This is a genomic window from Streptomyces albospinus (assembly GCF_014648695.1).
GTDB lineage: Bacteria > Actinomycetota > Actinomycetes > Streptomycetales > Streptomycetaceae > Streptomyces > Streptomyces albospinus.
The window spans coordinates 63,824-81,608 of the sequence record NZ_BMRP01000005.1 but is presented as its reverse complement, the minus strand read 5'-3'; the positions used below and the strand labels follow the sequence as shown (position 1 = coordinate 81,608).

The 17,785-nt window shown below is 72.2% G+C and carries 23 protein-coding genes; all 23 read left to right on the top strand.

What is annotated here, in order from left to right; genetic code table 11:
• Positions 1-139: 139 nt before the first annotated feature.
• The 23 genes from IEZ17_RS09625 to IEZ17_RS09515 all read left to right on the top strand — a co-directional run bounded on the left by IEZ17_RS09625 (position 140) and on the right by IEZ17_RS09515 (position 17,752).
• On the top strand, positions 140-1,153 hold the full coding sequence (locus IEZ17_RS09625) for a DUF8094 domain-containing protein (RefSeq protein WP_229852108.1): 1,014 nt from the start codon (positions 140-142) through the stop codon (positions 1,151-1,153).
• Between the two features lie 35 nt (positions 1,154-1,188).
• Entirely contained in the window at positions 1,189-1,731 is a 543-nt protein-coding gene (locus tag IEZ17_RS09620; protein WP_229852107.1) for a hypothetical protein, read from the top strand.
• A gap of 21 nt (positions 1,732-1,752) precedes the next feature.
• Complete coding sequence (locus IEZ17_RS09615; RefSeq protein ID WP_229852106.1) at positions 1,753-2,325, top strand: hypothetical protein; 573 nt, start codon at positions 1,753-1,755, stop codon at positions 2,323-2,325.
• Positions 2,217-3,137, top strand: a complete 921-nt coding sequence (locus IEZ17_RS09610; RefSeq protein ID WP_308427617.1) for a glycosyltransferase family 2 protein — start codon at positions 2,217-2,219, stop codon at positions 3,135-3,137. Before IEZ17_RS09615 ends, IEZ17_RS09610 begins: the two co-directional genes overlap by 109 nt.
• Positions 3,137-3,676, top strand: coding sequence for a hypothetical protein (locus IEZ17_RS09605; protein WP_189298528.1), 540 nt, complete (start codon positions 3,137-3,139; stop codon positions 3,674-3,676). The genes IEZ17_RS09610 and IEZ17_RS09605 overlap by 1 nt, the downstream gene beginning before the upstream one ends.
• A 13-nt stretch (positions 3,677-3,689) precedes the next feature.
• Positions 3,690-4,859: a hypothetical protein gene (locus IEZ17_RS09600; RefSeq protein ID WP_189298526.1), complete on the top strand. Its 1,170-nt coding sequence runs from the start codon at positions 3,690-3,692 to the stop codon at positions 4,857-4,859.
• Between the two features lie 242 nt (positions 4,860-5,101).
• The gene (locus tag IEZ17_RS09595) at positions 5,102-5,329 is read left to right on the top strand and encodes a hypothetical protein (RefSeq protein ID WP_189298524.1); all 228 of its coding nucleotides are present in this window, start codon (positions 5,102-5,104) and stop codon (positions 5,327-5,329) included.
• Positions 5,326-5,673 carry a hypothetical protein gene (locus IEZ17_RS09590; protein WP_189298522.1) on the top strand — a complete coding sequence of 116 codons (348 nt, stop codon included), beginning with the start codon at positions 5,326-5,328 and terminating at the stop codon, positions 5,671-5,673. Before IEZ17_RS09595 ends, IEZ17_RS09590 begins: the two co-directional genes overlap by 4 nt.
• A gap of 21 nt (positions 5,674-5,694) precedes the next feature.
• Complete coding sequence (locus IEZ17_RS09585) at positions 5,695-6,711, top strand: hypothetical protein (protein ID WP_189298520.1); 1,017 nt, start codon at positions 5,695-5,697, stop codon at positions 6,709-6,711.
• Between the two features lie 131 nt (positions 6,712-6,842).
• Entirely contained in the window at positions 6,843-7,892 is a 1,050-nt protein-coding gene (locus IEZ17_RS09580; RefSeq protein WP_189298518.1) for a hypothetical protein, read from the top strand.
• A 39-nt stretch (positions 7,893-7,931) separates the two neighbouring features.
• Complete coding sequence (locus IEZ17_RS09575; protein ID WP_189298516.1) at positions 7,932-9,173, top strand: MFS transporter; 1,242 nt, start codon at positions 7,932-7,934, stop codon at positions 9,171-9,173.
• A 29-nt stretch (positions 9,174-9,202) separates the two neighbouring features.
• Positions 9,203-9,700 carry a hypothetical protein gene (locus tag IEZ17_RS09570; protein ID WP_189298514.1) on the top strand — a complete coding sequence of 166 codons (498 nt, stop codon included), beginning with the start codon at positions 9,203-9,205 and terminating at the stop codon, positions 9,698-9,700.
• 190 nt (positions 9,701-9,890) lie between these two features.
• Positions 9,891-10,250, top strand: a complete 360-nt coding sequence (locus IEZ17_RS09565; protein ID WP_229852130.1) for a hypothetical protein — start codon at positions 9,891-9,893, stop codon at positions 10,248-10,250.
• Positions 10,247-11,149, top strand: a complete 903-nt coding sequence (locus IEZ17_RS09560; protein WP_189298510.1) for a relaxase/mobilization nuclease — start codon at positions 10,247-10,249, stop codon at positions 11,147-11,149. The genes IEZ17_RS09565 and IEZ17_RS09560 overlap by 4 nt, the downstream gene beginning before the upstream one ends.
• 23 nt (positions 11,150-11,172) lie before the next feature.
• Complete coding sequence (locus IEZ17_RS09555; RefSeq protein ID WP_189298508.1) at positions 11,173-11,880, top strand: hypothetical protein; 708 nt, start codon at positions 11,173-11,175, stop codon at positions 11,878-11,880.
• 20 nt (positions 11,881-11,900) lie between these two features.
• Positions 11,901-12,641 carry a hypothetical protein gene (locus tag IEZ17_RS09550; RefSeq protein ID WP_189298506.1) on the top strand — a complete coding sequence of 247 codons (741 nt, stop codon included), beginning with the start codon at positions 11,901-11,903 and terminating at the stop codon, positions 12,639-12,641.
• Between the two features lie 27 nt (positions 12,642-12,668).
• Positions 12,669-13,079 (top strand): hypothetical protein, encoded by a 411-nt coding sequence (locus tag IEZ17_RS09545; protein ID WP_189298505.1) that lies wholly within the window; start codon positions 12,669-12,671, stop codon positions 13,077-13,079.
• A 440-nt stretch (positions 13,080-13,519) separates the two neighbouring features.
• Positions 13,520-13,909, top strand: coding sequence for a hypothetical protein (locus IEZ17_RS09540; protein ID WP_189298503.1), 390 nt, complete (start codon positions 13,520-13,522; stop codon positions 13,907-13,909).
• Positions 13,906-14,715, top strand: a complete 810-nt coding sequence (locus IEZ17_RS09535) for an SPDY domain-containing protein (RefSeq protein ID WP_189298501.1) — start codon at positions 13,906-13,908, stop codon at positions 14,713-14,715. The genes IEZ17_RS09540 and IEZ17_RS09535 overlap by 4 nt, the downstream gene beginning before the upstream one ends.
• Before the next feature lie 37 nt (positions 14,716-14,752).
• Complete coding sequence (locus IEZ17_RS42185; protein WP_229852105.1) at positions 14,753-15,472, top strand: hypothetical protein; 720 nt, start codon at positions 14,753-14,755, stop codon at positions 15,470-15,472.
• A complete protein-coding gene (locus IEZ17_RS09525) occupies positions 15,469-16,284 on the top strand; it encodes an SPDY domain-containing protein (RefSeq protein WP_189298499.1) in 816 nt (271 codons plus the stop codon). The genes IEZ17_RS42185 and IEZ17_RS09525 overlap by 4 nt, the downstream gene beginning before the upstream one ends.
• A gap of 56 nt (positions 16,285-16,340) precedes the next feature.
• Positions 16,341-16,958: a hypothetical protein gene (locus IEZ17_RS09520; RefSeq protein WP_189298497.1), complete on the top strand. Its 618-nt coding sequence runs from the start codon at positions 16,341-16,343 to the stop codon at positions 16,956-16,958.
• Between the two features lie 5 nt (positions 16,959-16,963).
• Complete coding sequence (locus IEZ17_RS09515; RefSeq protein WP_189298495.1) at positions 16,964-17,752, top strand: SPDY domain-containing protein; 789 nt, start codon at positions 16,964-16,966, stop codon at positions 17,750-17,752.
• Positions 17,753-17,785: the final 33 nt, after the last annotated feature.

The window sequence follows — 17,785 nt, the reverse complement described above, 5'->3', positions numbered from 1 at the left end:
AACATAGCGGGCAATCCCCGGTTAGCAAAACCGGGGATTGCCCGGACCCTAGAGGCGGATCACCCACCCCCCTTTTTCTCAGGAGCCCCTCATCCGCCGCCCCCTCCACCGATTCCCCCTCGCCATCGCCACGGCCTGCGTGGCCCTGGCCGCGACCGCCTGCAGCAGCGGCAGCCCCGAGGCCGAGAAAACCGCTCCGTCCGCGAGCGCCGACCAGCCGCGGGAGCTGCCGCCCGCGCTGACCAAGCAGCAGGCCCTCGCCGAGATCGACCGGTATTCGGCGGTCAACAACAAGGCCAACAGCGACAACAACCGCGACCTGCTCGACACCGTCGAGGACGGCCCGGCGTATGCCATGTCGGTCTCCGAGTACAAGGAGTCCGAGGGCCTGGCCCAGTCCGAGCGCAAGGCGTACGAGCCGTGGGCGTACGACACGCAGAACGCCCAGCTGTACATCCCGCGGCTCGCCCCCGGCCAGCCGCGCTGGTTCGCCGCCGCGCTCTCCGGAACCAAGGGCAAGGCCCCCAGCCGGCTCGCCGTCTTCGCCGAACAGCCGCAGCACAAGCGGTGGGAGATGGTCTCCGTCGCCGATCTGTACGGCACGGACCTGCCCAAGGTCGCCCTGGACGCCGACGGATACGCCACCGCCGTCGCGGCCAACGACAACAAGGACCTGGCCGCGGGAGCCGACCTGCTCCGCAGCGGCATCCTGGACAACTTCGCCACCGGCGGCCAGAACTCCGGGAAGAAGACCTTCACCGAGAGCAAGGCGAGCAGCCAGCAGGTCAAGGTCCACGACGAGACCGTCACCCAGTACGGCAGCCAGGGCACCAGCACGTTCGCCGGCGCCACCAACCGCTACCGCGACGCGTACGCGCTGAAGACTTCCGACGGCGGTGCGCTGGTCTTCTTCTCCCACACCCACACCCAGACCGACGCGGTCGCCCGCTCCGGGCTGCAGCTCAACCCCGGCAAGGACGACCGGGCTTGGCTGCATGACATCCCGCGCCGCTCCATCCAGTACACGTTCGTCTGCAACGACGCCGCCACCGTCCCCGCGAAGGCCGCGCCCTCCACGCTCCTGGCCTACACCTGTGCCCGCACCGACGCCTCCGGTCCGCCCGTGGACTCCGCGTCCCTGCCCCGCGTGTAGCGCACGCCGTCCACCCCCCCCACCTGGAACTGCCCTTGCCCGATCCTGACTTCGAGCTGTACGACAACGTCGGCCGCGACGCCGACCAGATCGCCGCCGCCCGCTACGGCATCGCCACCGACCGCGACCTGCTGCGCTGGGCGAAGCGGGATGCCGAGCCCTTCCTGGGCGAGCACCCGCTGCCGGCCGCGCCCCTGCCGGGCCCGGACCTCGCCCCGTATCACGACGCACTCGCCGCCGCCGAGACACCCGCGCAGGCCAGCGCCGTCACCCAGCACCTCCTGGACGCTGCCGAACCCGTGCTCCAGGCGGTCAGCGACTACCTTCTGGCCGCGGCCCGATGGCGCCGCCAGAACCGCGGAGCGGAGCCAGAGTCCCCGCCCAAGATGCTGATGGCAGCAGCCAGCCGCAGCCTGGACGTGCTGGCCCTCGCGCACACGGCCGACCTGGCCATCCTGCGCGCCGCCTACGACCCGTCGCCGGCCCCGAAGCCGCAGGCCAATGCCCCGGCCAGCACGGCGCCTGCTCTCCCTCCGGCTCCGCCGAAAGCCCCTCCCGGGCCGGCCCCCAGCCGGTAGCCCGCGCTCCTTCGAGGTCCCTTGTCCACCAGCTCCTGCATCGCCCGCCCCACCGCCACCGGATACACCGGTATCTACGTCCACTTCGACGGCGCCCCCAGCGGTCGCCTGCCGCTGCTCCTGGCCGCCTACCAGCACCGCTTCGCCCGTGACGTCGAGGCCATGAGCGTTCACCTCATCGACCAGGTGGCCATCGCCTGGGACGAGCTGGGCACCGATCTCCTCGACGGCGCCCCCACGTCGCTATTCAAGGCGCTTACTGGCGGGGAGAGATGGCCCAGCCGCGAGATGGACGACGTCATCACCTCCGACGGCTCCCCGCTCGAACGCGAGGTCATCACCGAGGCCAACTCCGACTCTTTGTCCTGGGGTTATGTCCTGCATCCCGTCGGGATCGAGGTCATCAGCCTGTACGCGGCCGACCGCGGACCGATCGTCGGCTGGAACACCGACCCGCGCACACGGTTCAGCGACCATCCCTCCCTGTGGCATCCCGGGCAACCGGTGCCCGCCACCCGACCGCCGCGCACCGCGCCGCCCCTCGCCACGCCGGCCCCCACCTCAACGGCCGCACGGCCCGCCACCCACCGCTGACTTCGCACCCTTCGTCTCTGGAGAACGTCCTGTCCTCGCACTCCCGTCCCGACATCACGGTCGTCATCGCCACCCGGCTGCGGCCCGAACGCCTGGGCTACCTCGCCGAACTGCACGCCAGCCTGATGCGGCAGACCGTGCCCTGGGAGGCTGTCCTCGTCCTCGACGGGGCCGACCCCGCGCTGCTGCCCGAACCGCTGGCAGCCGATGCCCGCATCCGCGTGGTCGAACTGCCCCGCCCGGTCGGTGCTGCCGCCGCCCGCAACCTGGGCCTGCGCACCGTCCGCACCCCCCTGGTGTGCTACATGGACGACGACGATCTCGCGCCCGAGGACAGTCTCGCCATCCGGCACCAGCGGATCACCGAGACCGGGCTGGGCTGGGTGGCGGGGTGGAGCGCCGACCTGCACGCGGACGGCTCCACCACGATCTGGCGCTGCCCGACGCCCCCCGGCGTGCACCAGCCCGGTGACGTGACCGGGTACTGGACCAGCCCCGAGGCCCAGATCCCGCTCGGCCAGACCATGCTGCTGGCCCGGACCGACCTCGTCGTCGCGGCGGGCGGACACGGTGGGCTCACCGTCGGGGAAGACTTTTTGATGGTCAACGGCGTGACCAACCTCTCCGCGGGCGAACTGCTGCCGCACGTCGTCTATTTCTATCGGCAGCATGATCACCAGATGAGTGCTGGCGGCGCCGGCGCCTACCGGGATCTTCGGGGTCCTTCGCGCGAGTTCGCCTTCCGGCACGGCCGTGCGCTGCGCTCCGCGCTGCGGCACGCACGAACGCGCGGGCAGGAGCTGGTGTCCTGATGGCTGCCGGCGTCACCCAGGCGACCCTGGACTACCTCGCCCGGCGGCTCAATGAGATCGCCGCCCAGCTGCCCACCAGCCGCGCGGCGGTGGACCCGGCGGCGCTCACCGACGACATCGCCCTGCTCGCCCACCACCTCACCTACGCCAGCGAACGGGTGCAGGAACGCTTCGCTCAACATGAGACGGTCCACCTCCCCGAGCGCCACACCCTCATGCGGCTCGCCGAGGCGATGACCGCCGTCACCGGCGCCATGGGCCACCTGACCGAGGCCCTGGACTGTGTGGCCACCGGCTTCTACCGCCAGGCCATCCCCGGGGTGGAGACCTCGCACCTGCGAGGTGACTCCAAGACGCTGCGGATCATCGCGGCCGAGAAGTGCAGCACGGCCCGGACCCAGCTGATCGCCACCGCCGCGCGGCTCCACACCGAGACCGGCGGCAGAGCCAAACAGCCCCGGCTGGCCACGGCCCCGGTGGCACTTCCGCCCGTGCAACTCCCGTCCCCCGCGGTCCCCGTGTCGCGGACTGCGCGCTGACCACCTGGACCCCATGCCGCCCATACCCCCCACTCAGATCATCCTCAGCACCAGTCGCACCCACGGGCTCGTCGCCATCCCCTACGGCGAGGAGCACCGCCGAGCCGCCCGCGTTCTGGAAGAAGCCGGGTTCCAGCGGATCCCCGGCGGCGCCTTCACCGCGCCGCTGGCCGACTGGCCGGCCACCCGCCAGATGGCCAGTGCCCTGGTGCACCGTGCCCACGAGCACGGCGCGACCATCACCACCAGCCCCCGGCCCTACCTCGCGGATTTCGGCGAGGGCCTCGCCGCCCGGCTGCCCGGCACCTGGACCGCGAAGCTGGAGGTCCACTACCACCCCGTGGTGCAAGAGGACCTCATCGGCTCGCTGTGGGACAGCGGAGACCTCCTCCAGGCTCTCCTGCACGACCACGTTCCCAGTGCGGTCGTCCTCAAGAACTCGGTGGGCACCGAGCTGCTGCTCATCGAGCGCCCCGGGCACAGCGCCGGATACCTCTTGGGGGCCTTCGCCACCGAGGAGTACGACGCCAACTGGGAGGAGCCGAACGCTCCACGCAGCATCGTGCTGCCCGCCGAACCGGGCCGGGCCGCACACGTCGTCGCCACCACGTTCCTGCCCGAGTACAGCCGCTGTCTGCACAACCGTCGCCTAGACACGGTCCTGACCGCACTGGAGCGCATCCGGTCGGAGCACGAGACGCTGCAGGCGATCAAGGAGTCCGGTCGCTACAGCGACGGTGTGCCGCTCGCCGACTCCCGGATGATTCCCGAGATGGAGCGCACGTTCGGCGACTATGCCTGGCTCTCTTTCCGTGACGTTCTCGAGCACGGCCCTGTCCTGCTCAGCCGGTGCCGCCCCGCCCGCAGCCTCTGGCCCCAGGACGCCGCCGCGCTGGAGCGTCTGCGCACGGCGCTCGCCGACAGCCAGGAAATCCGGGCCGAGGACAAGGCTCTGAGCGGCGTCCTGTTCTCGGTCGAGGGGTGGAAGCAGGCCCGCAGCCGCTTCGGTCTCGCCGCCCTGCCCGCGATGGAGACCTGGCTCGCCGACAGCAAGGTGTTCGAGCGCCAGGCCCGTGCCGCCGTCCCCGGCGGACCGATGGCGCTGTCGGCACCGAGTCCGCACCTGCTCACCGCCCGCCCGGCACCTCCCGCTCTGTCCCGGTCGTCGGCGGCGCACCGCTGACCCCCGCAGAAAGGATCCGCCTTCTGTCCGACCACTTCCACTTCGCCGTCCACCCCGAACACGGCTTCGTCGCCGCCCCCACGGCCTCCGTCACCCCGCACCTGGCCGAGTGGTTCCTCGTCCGCGAGCAGTTCGAGCCCGTCCCCGACCTGCCGGGCCTGTACCGGATCACCCAACCGGAACAGGACGGCCAGCGCCGCACCCGCCAGGCCGTCCAGGATCTGCGCCGACACGGTTTTGCCGTGCAGGCCGACTACTCCCTCGACCCCGCGCTCACCCCCGCGCCCGCCCGCCCGTACGTCCGCAACGGGCTATTGGAGCGCCGCCAGCGCATCGCCCAGGCCGCTACGGTCACCTCGCCGCAGCGCGCCCCCGCGCTGTCCACCGCCCCGGCACGGCCCTCGGCGCAACCGGCCGCGGTCCCCGTCGCCCAACACGCCCAGGGCCCAGAGCCGGGACGGGGGCGGTGAGCACCGAGCCCATCCGCATCGCCCGCAAACGCGGCGGCGAAGTCGAAGTCGACGGTCCCGTCGACGAGTTCGCCGCCCAGATCCTCGACCGTGCGGGCTTCATCTTCCGCCCGACCCTGCGCGGCGTGTGGATCCGGCTGCACTTCGACACCGGCCAGGAGAACGAGAACCGGCAGGCCACCTATGCCGCCCAGATGCTCAGCGCCGCGGGCTACCAGGTCGACCTCGATCCGAACCTGCTGCCCGCCGCCGGGCACCGCTCGCCGGTGAACGGGTGGCCGCCGCGCACCGGAGCGGTGATGCCGCAGCCCGCCTCCCACTCCGCGCAGCAGCGCCGACACTGACCCTCCACCTCAAGAAGGACCATGCCCACCCCTTCCGCCGACATCACGCTGTACCTCAGCGCCCGCGACAAGATCATTGCCCTGCCGAGCGGGACCCGCCGCCGGTGGGCCGAGACCGCCCTGGACCTGGCCGGCTTCGCCCAGAGCCACGACCAGATCCACACCCTGTCCCTGGATGACCAGGCTCAAGCACGTCAAGCGCTCACGCATCTCCACCAAGCCGCCCGCGACTGCCAGGTGACCGTCGCCACCCACCCCCGCCCCTACCTCGGCGACATCGCCGAGGCGATCGTGGCGGCGCTGCCCGGTCACTGGATGGCAACCGTTGAGCCTTTGCGTCGACGGCAGGACCAGCACAACCTGCGGGAGTTCCTGTGGGAGGCGGGCAGTCTCTACGACCTCCTGGAGAGGAACCGGCTGGGCTTCGCAGCGATCCTCCGTGACGGCGGCGGCACCGAGCTGCTGCTGATCGAACGGCCCTCGGACGGCTTGTACATGGTCGGCGCCCTGACCCCGAGTCCTGACCACGTCCAGGTGACAATGTCGGCTCCGCGCAGCGTCATCGCGTCCGACGCCCGACTCGCCGCCCGGTTCGTCCACGCTCGTCTGCTGCCCGACTACGAGCGGGCCGTCCACCTCTCGCGGCTGTACGAAGCGGAGGAGGACCTGCGCTGGGCTCAGGAGCATGAACCCGAGAGGTACGACACCGCGGACCTGGGGGCGGCGCTGTACCGGTTCCGCGCCCACGCCACCGCGTTCATCGCCACCCTGCGCGCCAACACGCCGCTCTCGGCCGAGCAGGACGCCTTCCTCGATCGTGTGGAGGACGGCCTGAGTCTCGACGCACTGGACGACCCGGATCCCGAGGCCCTCGCCGATGCGGGGGCGGTGTGGCTCGTCGACGGCGAGGAGCTGATCGAGATGGCCCGCGCCGCCACACCCCCCGCGTCCGGCACCCCGGCCAAACCCAAGGCGCTGCCCACTGCCGTGCCACCCCCGCCGGCCATGGCCGCAACCGCCCCCGGCCTGCGCCGCTGAACCCTGTCCCGGAGCACCTCATCACCGACACTCGCACCGAATCCCTCGCCTCCGCTCTCGACGAACTGCACACCTTCCAGACGCAGTTCGCCCTGATCCACACGCGCTACGAGCGCTCCTGGTCCCAAGCAGTGGCCGCAGATGCCTCACAGGCCGCAGCAGTCATTGCGCAGGGCCGGCGTCGAGAAGGCGCCGAGGCGTTCGAGCACCATGTGGCGCCGCACGCGAACACGCTGCTGACCGCGGCGCGCAGCGCCGTCGACGCCATGCCGCCGGCTCGACACCATGCCGCCTGGCGCGAGCTGATCGACGACATGGCTCACGCCACAGGCCAGATCCACCGCATCCGGTCCACGCCCACCGGCCAGCCCGAGCCCGATGCCTCCCGAGTCCGTCACCTCCAGCTGTGGCCCTATGTCCTGGCCTGGGCCGAGCGCTCGTTCATCATCAGCGACCTCGCTGGACAGCACCGCCCCACCAGCCCGCCGCTGACACGCGAGGAACAGCAGCTCTGGACGCACCGGGCGCAAGCGGGCTGGCGGCGCGGCGACTTGGATGTTGACGACGTCTGGTACAGCGCCGACACCGAGCTGATCACCCTGGCCCACCTCGTCGAGTACGGCGAGCAGACCGTGGTGGTGCTGGCGGGTGAACTCGGCAGCGAGCAGATGCGGGTCCTCGGCCACTACGACACCGTGGCCAAGGCAGTCGACGCGTCCCCACCCCCGGTCCCCGCAGGCGTCCTCACCCCGGACGTCGCGCCCTTCGCGCCCCAGGCTCCATCAGCGGAGGCACCGGTCGCCAGGCTGGTCCGGCAGGTCGACGAGGCACGGCACACCGAGGACGTCTACATGGCGCTGCTCGACGCCGTGGACGACTCCGGCTTCTCCCGCGGTCCGCTGCCCCGCCTGGTCGAACTCCTCGACCGGGCGGCGGCGTTCACGGACGCGCTGGAGACGAAGCAGGGGCAGCGCTCCGCTGCCCGCCTGTCCGTCCTCGCGAGGCAGCTGGGCGCGCTGAGAGAGGAAATCGAGTCCGCCGCCGAGGGCCTCGGGGCCGGCGTTCTGCCACCTCACCGCACGCCGCGCCCCGTGTTCCACGTCCTTCCCGCACCTCCGGCACCTGCACCGCCCGCCGGACCGGCCGCGCCTCACACCCCCGGCGCTGCCCGCCGCCGCTAGCACCCCCGCGCCGGGGTGCCTCACCTCAGAAAGCACGCGTTGACCTCCACTACCGGCTCCGGCCCGCTGCTCGCGCAACGCCACGTCGCCCGCCTGCTGTTCGGCACGCTGATCGGCCGCCTTCCCAACGGCATGGCACCGGTCGCGATCCTCCTCCTCGTTACCCACCAGGGCGGATCACTGAAGACGGGCGGGCTGCTGTGCGCGCTGTACGGACTGACCTCGGCCGTCGGGCAGCCGGTGTTGGGCCGCATGGTCGACCGGCGCGGGCAGAGCCTGGTGACCGCCACCGCGGTCCTGCTCACCACGGTCTGCCTGCTCGCCCTGTCGGTGGTGGAGGCCGCCGCCCGTCCCGGCACCGCGGCCGGGCTCGTCGCGCTCGCCGGGCTGAGCACCCCGCCGCTGGAGGCAGGACTGCGGGCTCTGTGGCCCGTGGTCCTGCCCGACGAGGCGCAGCGCCGGGCCGCGCTCGCGCTCGACACCGGCGCCCAGGGGCTGATCTACGTCACCGGGCCCCCGCTGGTCGCCGTGCTGTCCACGACGACCACCCCGCGCACCGCGCTGGTGGTGAGCGCCGCGCTCGGGCTGCTCGGTGCCGCCGTGGTGCTGAGCGCCGCGCCGTCGCGCCGCTGGCGCCCCGCCCCCGCGGCCCACCGCACCGGGGCGCTCGGCCCCCTCGCCCACCCGGGGCTGCGGTGGCTGTTCGTCGCGGTGAGCGGCGTGGGCGCTGCCCTGGGAGCGATGAACGTGTGGGCAGTCTCGCTCGCCGACGACCTCGGGTTGGACCTGCTGTCCGGGCTGGTCCCCGCCGCGCTGTCCACCGGCAGTCTCGTCGGCGGGTTCCTGTACGGGCGGTGTGCCTGGCCCGGCACCCTCGCCAGGCAACTCATCGCGGCAGCAGCGCTGTTCGCCGCCGGATGGCTGCCCCTGATGGCGGTCGCCGGCCCTGCCTCCGCGGTCGCGCTGACGGCAGTGCCGGGGCTGCTGCTCACCGCTGTGATCACCTCCGCGTTCCTCACCGTGGACGCCCTCGCCCCGGCCGGCACCACCACCGAGGCGTACGCCTGGCTGATCGCCGCCGTCGGCACCGGCCAGGCCGCAGGGACTGCCCTGGCCGGAACGCTCGCCGAGCACCCCCACCTCGGTGCGGCCCTGCCCGCCGCCGGCGCCGTACTCACCCTGATCGTGCTGCTCGCCGCCCATCGCGACCTCGCCGTCCCCGGTTCCACCGCCCGCCGCCGGGGCCGGCACCGCCGCACACCGGCTCACGCCGCCCGCTGAACACCCGCTACTCGCAAGGAGATTCACCCATGGCTGTCCGAACGTCCTATGAAGTTGTCCACACCTGTGGGCACACCGTGACCCGCAATCTGTCCGACCGCCCCGCCGACAAGCGGGCCGCCTTCGCCCGCTGGCTCGCTTCCAAGGAGTGCACCGACTGCTGGAAGGCCGCCCGCGAAGGCGACAGCGCGAGCACGGAGGAATGGCTCGCTGCCCGCCGCGCCGCCGAACAGCAGGCGGCTGCCGACTGGGCCGCCCAGTTCGACATGCCCGTACTCGAAGGCCCCGAAAAGGCTCTGGAGTGGGGCGAACGCTCCCGCCACAGCCTGGTCACCGCGGCCTACACCTCGTTGGTCACCGAAGGCACCTGGGACGAGGCGGACTGGGCCGCCCTCGAAGAGAAGATCCGCACGATCACCCGCGCCGGGTGGTGGATCGACCAGCGTGACGCTGAGGGCACTGATCTTCCCGAGCTTCTCGACGCCGCCACCGAGGCCGATCGCGGCACGGAGAACCCGTTCCGCTAAGGCTCCGGTGAACTCTTCGGGGCAGGCGAGGGATGCCTTATACCCGACGATCCCCGGTTAGCAAAACCGGGGATCGTCCGGACCATTGTCCTTCCACCGCCGCCCGTGCCGTTCGTGGAAGGACTCCCTCGTGCCCCAAGCTGTTCGCCCTCCCTACGTTCCCGCCGACATCCTCACGCCCAAGCGGGACATGACCCATGGCCACTTTCGGCCCGGCGACCAGGTCGTCATCCTCAAGGGCGTGGCCGGCGGGGAGCTGTGGGGCGATGCCATGACGGTGGTGACCCCGTCCTGGCACACGCCCACCGAAGAGGACGGCTGGCGCCTGCGCGACCCCAACGGCGGGCAGCAGACCTTCGTCACCGCCCACCCCCGCTACCTGGTCCATCTCTCGCGGCGCTGCCCCGACTGTCTGATCTACCTGCGCGCCCTGGAGGACTACCTGATCCCGAAGTTCGCCGACGCGGGCACCGTGATCGACTGCGGGTGGTACTCCACCACGGCGCTGAACCAGGTCGTGCACATCGCGGATGCCCGGGGCGGCCGGTGATCCCGTACATCCACGAGGCGGAGTTCTTCCCCTCCATTCCGCTGTCCGCGGCGCTGGACCGTCCGGTCGTCGAACAGGACGTGCTGGGTGATCTCGTGGTGGCCAGCGCGCCCCTGGACTCCAGCGTCGCCGAGGGCGGGCCCAAGGAGTGGATGTTCGCCGACTGGGAGGAGTACCTCCTCAGGCCGCGCGATCTCCACCCCTACGCTGCCGGGCCGAACATCAACGATCCCGAGATCTTCCATATGGCGGTCCGGCTGCACCCTACCGACCGGGACCTGCGCCCGCCGGAATGGGCGGAGATCGCCCAGCGGCTGACCCGCGTCGCCGGCCTCGCACCCGCCGGGGATGAACATGCCTGCCGCTGGGTCGCGGTGCAGGCCCGCCCCGGCCGACTCGACGTGGTCGCCAACCTCATCCGCGGCGACGGCGCCTGGGCTCGGCAGCCCTCCCCGCTGGCCCGGACGCTCATGGAAGAGTGCCGACGTATCGAGGCCGATCTGGGCCTGATGCCCGCCCAGCCCCACGGGGGGCGCCCGCTGACCGCTCATCTCCCGGCCCAACGCCCGGCGCTGCCACGGACGGTGGCGGATCAGTCCCCGCCCGCGGTGGCTGCGCAACTCGCCACGCTGATGTGCCAGCTCGCCGACGAGACCAACGGGCCGATCGCCTCGGTGCGCGGCCTGGTCGAGCAGTTCGCCCACCGGCTGGGGGAGCTGCCCCACGCCTACGGGCCCGACGCGGCCCGCCGGCTGGAGTGGATCGCCCGGCGTCTGCACGGCATCCAGCAGGACCTGGAAGCCACCGCCGTGGATCTCCCCGGAGCAGGCCAGCGCGCCGCCCTGGTCTCCGTCACACCGCCGGCACCTCACTCGGCGCCCGCGCGCCGCTCCCGCTGACCACCCCGGAGAAAGCACTGTCCTTGGCCCTAGCCGACCGCTACCTGACCCTGCAACGCGACGTGCACTCCGGCGAAGTCCTCGCCCGCGGCGGCGACCCGGAAGCGCACAGCATCCTTGAGCGCACCGGCTTCGTACCCGTCGTCCGCGTACACGAGCACTACCACCGGCTGCCCACCGGCCTCGACGAGGCCGAGGAGGAACGTCTCGCCACCCGGGCCGTGGCCCGGTTGCGCGCCGTCCGGTACGACGTCGACTGCGACACGGCGTTCGAGACCGAACTGCGCGAGGCGCACTACCTCCCGCTCGGTGCCTTGGTCGCTCATCAGGCCGAACGCATCCGGCAGGCGACCACCACCGAGGAGGTCGCGGACGCGCTGACCGAACTCACCGCCGCCCATGACGGTGTCCTGGCCGCCCTCGACGACGTCCTTGCGGCAACGACCGACTTCCATCTGGGCCTTGGCGGAGCGGCCGACATCGCCACCGCCGGGCGGCTGCGCTACCTCGCCGAAGAACGCTTGAACGTCATCCGCGCCGACCTCGCCGGTGTGCGCGCCGACCTCGCCGACCGGCACGAGCCACACCCGCAGCGCAGCGTGTGCAGCTCCGAAGTCGGCCCCCACGAGCGCGAAGCCTCCGCCGTCTGCGGCTGCCCGCCCCCGCCCCGGACCACCACCACGCCCAGCCCGCCGCCCGCACTCCCGGCCCCCGCCGGACGGCGGCGCTGACCCCCATCCCCGAGGAATCCATGCACGACCACGACACCGCCCCCGATCTCGCGTCCTTCGCCATCGCCCTCGCCGACGAACTCCCCGGCAACTGGACCAGCGAGCACCAGACGCATACGCAGTACCCCGACCAGTTCGCCCGCGCCGAACACGTCTGGGACATGAACCTTCTCGCGCACGCGATTGCCGAGCACGTCCTGGACCAGGACGCCGTCCTCACCCGCGACGACGGCGCCCGCCTGTACGTCATCGCGCGCCCCCGCAGCGGCGAGGAGTTCCTCGTCGGCGCCGTCGCTCCAGCCGATATCCCCGCGGAAGCCTTCCGCGCCGTACGCGAGCCCGACGGCATCGCCGTCCCCGACGACCCGGCCCAGGCCGCCGCGGACATCACCACCGACCTGCTGCCCCGCTACGACAAGGCCCTCGCCCAGGTCCACGACCATGCTGCCCGTCTCACCCCGGCCGCGCCCCCGGAGCTTGTGGTGATCACGCTGGCTGGCCGGGACTTCCACGTCACCAAGCCCGAGCGGGCGGATGCCGCCCAGATCCTCGCCGACAACGGGTGCGTCTACGACCCGGACCAGGACGCGTTCGTGCTGTCCGGCAAGGACACCGCCGCACAGGCCCAGGCAATCCAGCGCGCGGCAGCGCAGCTGGACCGGCTCGGCATCGGCGTCAGCGTGCGCCTCCCGCAGGCCAAGCCCGCCCTGGAGACCGCCCCCGTCACGGCCACGTCCAAGTCGCCTGCCCGGCGGCGATAGCCCCATCAGAAGGGAGAAGCCCCGCCCGTGGGCAACAGAGCCGACGACTACGGCAGCGATGTCGAGATCTACCGCAAGCCCCTGACCAACACGATCTACGCCGAGACCCCCACCGGTGCGCCCGAGCAGCTCCTGGCCCTGCTCGACGCCCTCGGCCTGGAACGCAAGACCACGGTGACGGCCGGCCCCGCCTACGTCTGGCACGAAGTCCCCGGCCACCTCAGCGAGGACGAGCGGAAGCAGGCCGCCACCCGGGCCATCCCCTCCCTGCTCCTGGCCGGATACGTGGTCAACATCCCCGACGACCTCTTCGACCCCACCGCCTACCAGGAAGCAGTCGCCGACATCCGCAACCACCGCCACCCCACCGCCACACCTCCGGCCGGCGCCCGGCCCACGCCCAAGGCCCCCGGGCGCGCCAACTCCGCCCGACGGTGAACCACAACGCCCCGGAGCCCCCATCCCTGACGCTCGCCGACGAGTGCGACGTCGACGTACTTCGGCGGCACCGCCTACCCATCCGCCCGCACCGCAAAGCGACCGTCGCCACCAGCCCCAGCCCCTGCGACACCGCCCTCCGCCAGAGGCCACCCTCCCGTCGCTCCCCCTGACCATCCTGTTCGGCCGGCCCCTGCACAGAGGCCGGCCCCGCCACCCGAGAGAGACCGCACATCCCCGCACTCGACCGCACGCCCCCACCCATCACCGCCGCGCGAAAGCCGCGCCTGGCCGCAGCCCTGTTCCGCCACTACCTGCGCGCCGTCGCCGTCGGCAGCGCGGAGCGCCCCATCCCTCTGGCCGGCGCCCGCCCCGAAGCCACCCTCAGCGAAGCCCGTCGCCTCGGCTGACCACTCCTCGCCCTCGCCCCCAGGAAGCCCATGACCGACCAGTTCAACTTCGCCGCAGACCTCGCCAAGGACATCGCCTTTCGCTTGAGGGCCCTGAACGAGTGCCTCACCGAGGCCACCCCGCGCCAGGCGTCCGAGATCCTCAGCGAGGTCCTCGACATCGAAAACGGGCTCCTGACCGGGGTGACGCACCTGGTGGAGACTGGCTCCCGGTTCGCCCAGAGCCAGGCCCACCGAGGGATGCTCCCGCCCGTGGTGTGGCTCGCGATGGGCCGGGCCGCCAACGAACTCCACAGCGTCGGCATGGATCTTGACGAGCACGCCGACGCCATCAAACAGCTCGGGACACCGCCCACCACGGCAAGCACCCTGCCGCCCACCCCTGTCGCCTCCGCCATGGTCGTCAGGAGGAGCCGGTGAAACAGCAGCAGTGGACCGGCTGGGGCCCCGGCGCCCAGCAAGCCGAGCAGCACTACCTGGTCGAGCCTCGCTACCTCGCCGGCGGTGGCGACATCCGCTACGTCAGCGAGTTCCTGCGCGCCTCCGGCTGGAATGACAAGTCCAGGACCGGCGGGCCGCTGGTCTTCGACAGCCCGGACAAGGCGGTCCGCATCGGATACGACCCGCACGTCCAGCCCGGCGGCTGGACGATCTCCGGGAAGGCCGCTCCCGGCCAGGAAGCGTGGCACGCGACCTTCACCCGCCAGGTGCCCGTGGAGATCGTCGCCGGGTTCACCGACGCGCTCACCCGCCCCCGCTCCGCGCACGCGCCCAACGTGTGGGCTCCCCTGCAGGAACAGCGCTGGAAGACCGAGCAGGGACAGCACGTCACCGCCATGAGCCCCGACGGCGGCGCCTGGATGCAGTTCCACCAGTCCAAGCCCGGCGAGGCGCTGTGGTGGGCCGGGGCCCGCAACGAGCACGGCCGGGTCTGGGACGCCTCCTTCACCGCCTCCACGCCGATGCACCTCGTCCAGGCGTTCAGCACCGCGCTGGCCGACCCGCAGCAGGTCATGCGCCCGCGCGGGCATGTGCCGCCCTCCACCCACATCCGCACCACCTCCGTGTCGGTGCGGCCCGAGGAGCTGTCCGCCTGGCAGCAGGCCCGCATCCGAGCCGCCCGCGCCGCCACCTGGGCCCGCAACTCCTGGGCCACCACCCGGCCCCGACGCCAGGCCCCCGCCGCCGGCCCGTACGCCCAGGCAGGCGGCCGGGCCCGCCGCTGAACATCCCCGCCCATTCCCGAACGAAAGCCCATCACCCTTGCCCCAGCACGCCGAACTCCTTCCCAGCGATGTTGAAGCCATCACCACCGGGCTGCTCCGCCTGAGCCAGCAGATCGACCGGGCCGAATGCCCCGCAGACATCGCCGAGGTCCTGGCCCCGATCGTCGACCGCCACGACGGAGTCCTCCGCCGCCTCACGCAGATCTTCGAAGCGGTCGGCGACATCTGCAACGACTTCGTCCTCCAGGACCGCTACGCCTCCGAGCTGCAGGGCGAGAGCGACGATGCGTTCGACACCTTGAGGAACCTGCTGAACCAGGTCAACGACCTCGATGCGCAGTTCCGCACCTTCGCCCCGCACGTCACCCGCACCCCCCGGGGCCACCGCCCGGCCCCGGCCGCCCAGAGCTCCGCATCCCACGACACGCCCCAGGCCCCTAGCGGCATGCGGATCCGTCAGGCCGTCGACACCCTCGCAGACCTCGCGGCCTACCTCCGTGAGCATCCCCCGCTCGACGACGTGCTGCCGCTGCTGGCCCGGCTGCTCAACGAGGACCGCGGCGTCCCGATCGTGCTCGGCAGCATCCTGCGCTGCACCGAGCACCTCCTCGGCCAGCAGTCCGCGCTCCCCGTCAGCGACGAAACCCGCCTGGCCATGGAAGCCTTCCGAGAGGCCGCCCAGGAGGCCACCGACTGGCACGTTTTGCACTGGGACGTACAGCGGCTGCGTGCGCAGTCCGGCACTCCGGGGCGATGACCGACCCCTACCTCCACACCCGCGCCAACTCCCCGCACGGCACCATCTGGTTCGAGACCCAGCCCCGCTATCTGGCCGGGCGCGGTGATCCCCGGCACATCACCCAGGCACTGCGGGCAGCGGGCTGGGTGAACCGCTCCGACCCTGACTTCCCCCACGTCCTGCTGGTCAGCCCCGACTACCGACACAGCGTGGTGCTGGAGCCCGACCCCGAGCCCTACGGGGCATGGTGGCGTATCCGTGGCCAGGAAGAAGACGGTCGGCGCTGGTACACCGAGTTCGGCGCGCACACCCCCGTGGAGATCCTCGCCCACCTCACCGACGCGCTGCTCCAGCCCGCCCCGGAGCAGACGCCGCCGGTCTGGTCGCCGCTGACCGCGGCGGGCTGGTCCTACGAGCGCGACGAACACGGCAATGAGATCGCCCGCCACCCCGACGGCATCCTCAGCCTGGAGCGGTGGTCGGTCGAGCCGGGGGAGACCTTCCACTGGCGGGCTCAGGCCGCCGTGCCCAACGGCGGCGGTGGCTTTCGCCGCATCTGGCACGCCTACCTCGACGAGCAGATGCCTCCCCACCTGATCGCCGCATTCACCGGGGCCCTGGCCGACGCCGAGCCCGTGCAGCGCGGCATGTACGACGTGCCGCACTCCCACCTGGTCACCCAGGAGCAGCGCGGCCCGCAGGGCGAGCAGCTCGCCGCTTCGCACGAGGTGCGGCTCAAGGCGGTGCGTGCCGCCGCGCGCAAGGCCCGCCGCACGGCCGCGCTCACCACGGCCGCACCGGCCGCTCCCGCCGCCGGCCGGGCCCGCTGAACGAGCCGGGCGGCGCTCCCGCCCGGCTCACCGCCCGCCCCTGTTCCTTCATCCCTGTGAGAGCGTTCTTGTCCCCAACTGCCCCCGCCCCCGATGAGATCCACCGCGAGCGCCTGCACCAGCTCGCCGCCTTCCTGCGCGAGAGCGAGCAGATCCTCGCCGACTTCGACGCCTGGCGAGAGGAGCACAGTGACCTCGACGGCTGGCCCCTCGACGACGACGAGCACAGCCGTCATGCCGTCAAACGCGACGCGGACACCTGGCGGTCCTTCAACCGCGTCCGCTCCTTCGCCAAGGACCTGCTGGCCACCGCCGAGGTCCAGGTGCAGCAGCTCAACCCTGCGCACCTCCAGTCCCGTTGGCCCTGGCAGCTGGGCGTCCTCGATGACGCCCTCAAGCAGCTCGCCACGCTGCAGCAGCAATGGTTCAAAGCCCGTGACGCGCTGCCCCCGACCGCCCGTCTGGGCAGCTTCGCGTACGACGACGCGCTCGCCGAGCGCAACGAGGAAGCCTGGTCCTACCTCGACGACTGGTCCACCCACGGCAAGGCTCTCCTCGAAATCCAGGCCGCCGCCCAGAACCACCCGCTCCGCCCACCGGCCCTGACCTCGGCCACGACGCACGTACGCCCTGCGGCTCCCGCCGCGGCGCCGTCTTCGGCGGCCCGGAGGTGACCGGCGTGCCGTACGACATCGACGTGGTCCTGGTCGCGCCCTGCTACCTCGCCGGCCCCGGCGACCCGGCCTGGGTCACCGTCCCGCTCCACCGCGCATGCCACTGGAGCACCGCCGAGGACCCCCTGGTGCCCCGGGTCATCCTGACCAGCCCCGACCAGCTCGCCCAGCTGCGCATCGCCCCCGACCCGGACCCGGCCGAGCCGTGGTGGACCCTGCGCCACGCACACCACGGTGACCGGCGGGCCTGGTCGATGACCTTCGACGCCCACACGCCGGTCGAGATCATCGCCGCGGTCACCGACGCCCTCACCGCCCCCAGCCCACGGCCGATGGCATCGGGCGACCCGTACGAGACGCTGCGCGCGGCAGGCTGGCACGCTCCCCGCCACCACGACGGTCACACCTCCCCCCAGGGCATGACCGCACCGGACGGCCTGGCCCGCGTCGACCGCACCCTCCACGAAGACGGCCGCACCGCCAGCTGGATCGTCGAGACCTCCGTCCACCACCTCCCCTCCATCTGGCGCGCGTACGTGGACGGCGACACCCCGCCCCACCTGGTCTCGGCGCTCTTCGGCGCGCTGGCCGACAAGACGCCCCTGGTCCGGGAACCGCACCGCGTGCCCCACCTGGCCGCCACCCACGGTCGCACCAGCCCCGGACAGATCAGCGCCGAGACCTTCGCCTTCGCGCTGGAACGCCGCACCACCGCCCTCGCACAGCGGCGCACCCCGCCGCCGGCCGCTGCGCCCGCCTCGCCGCACGTGCCCAAGCCGCGCCGGCCCCGCTGACCAGCCAGCAACCAACTCCCCTTCTGGAACCGC

Coding starts and splice junctions, on each gene's coding strand:
- IEZ17_RS09605 (WP_189298528.1), top strand. CDS start 3,137: ATGGCTGCCGGCGTCACCCAGGCGACCCTGGACTACCTCGCCCGGCGG.
- IEZ17_RS09600 (WP_189298526.1), top strand. CDS start 3,690: ATGCCGCCCATACCCCCCACTCAGATCATCCTCAGCACCAGTCGCACC.
- IEZ17_RS09585 (WP_189298520.1), top strand. CDS start 5,695: ATGCCCACCCCTTCCGCCGACATCACGCTGTACCTCAGCGCCCGCGAC.
- IEZ17_RS09570 (WP_189298514.1), top strand. CDS start 9,203: ATGGCTGTCCGAACGTCCTATGAAGTTGTCCACACCTGTGGGCACACC.
- IEZ17_RS09565 (WP_229852130.1), top strand. CDS start 9,891: ATGACCCATGGCCACTTTCGGCCCGGCGACCAGGTCGTCATCCTCAAG.
- IEZ17_RS09550 (WP_189298506.1), top strand. CDS start 11,901: ATGCACGACCACGACACCGCCCCCGATCTCGCGTCCTTCGCCATCGCC.
- IEZ17_RS09540 (WP_189298503.1), top strand. CDS start 13,520: ATGACCGACCAGTTCAACTTCGCCGCAGACCTCGCCAAGGACATCGCC.
- IEZ17_RS09525 (WP_189298499.1), top strand. CDS start 15,469: ATGACCGACCCCTACCTCCACACCCGCGCCAACTCCCCGCACGGCACC.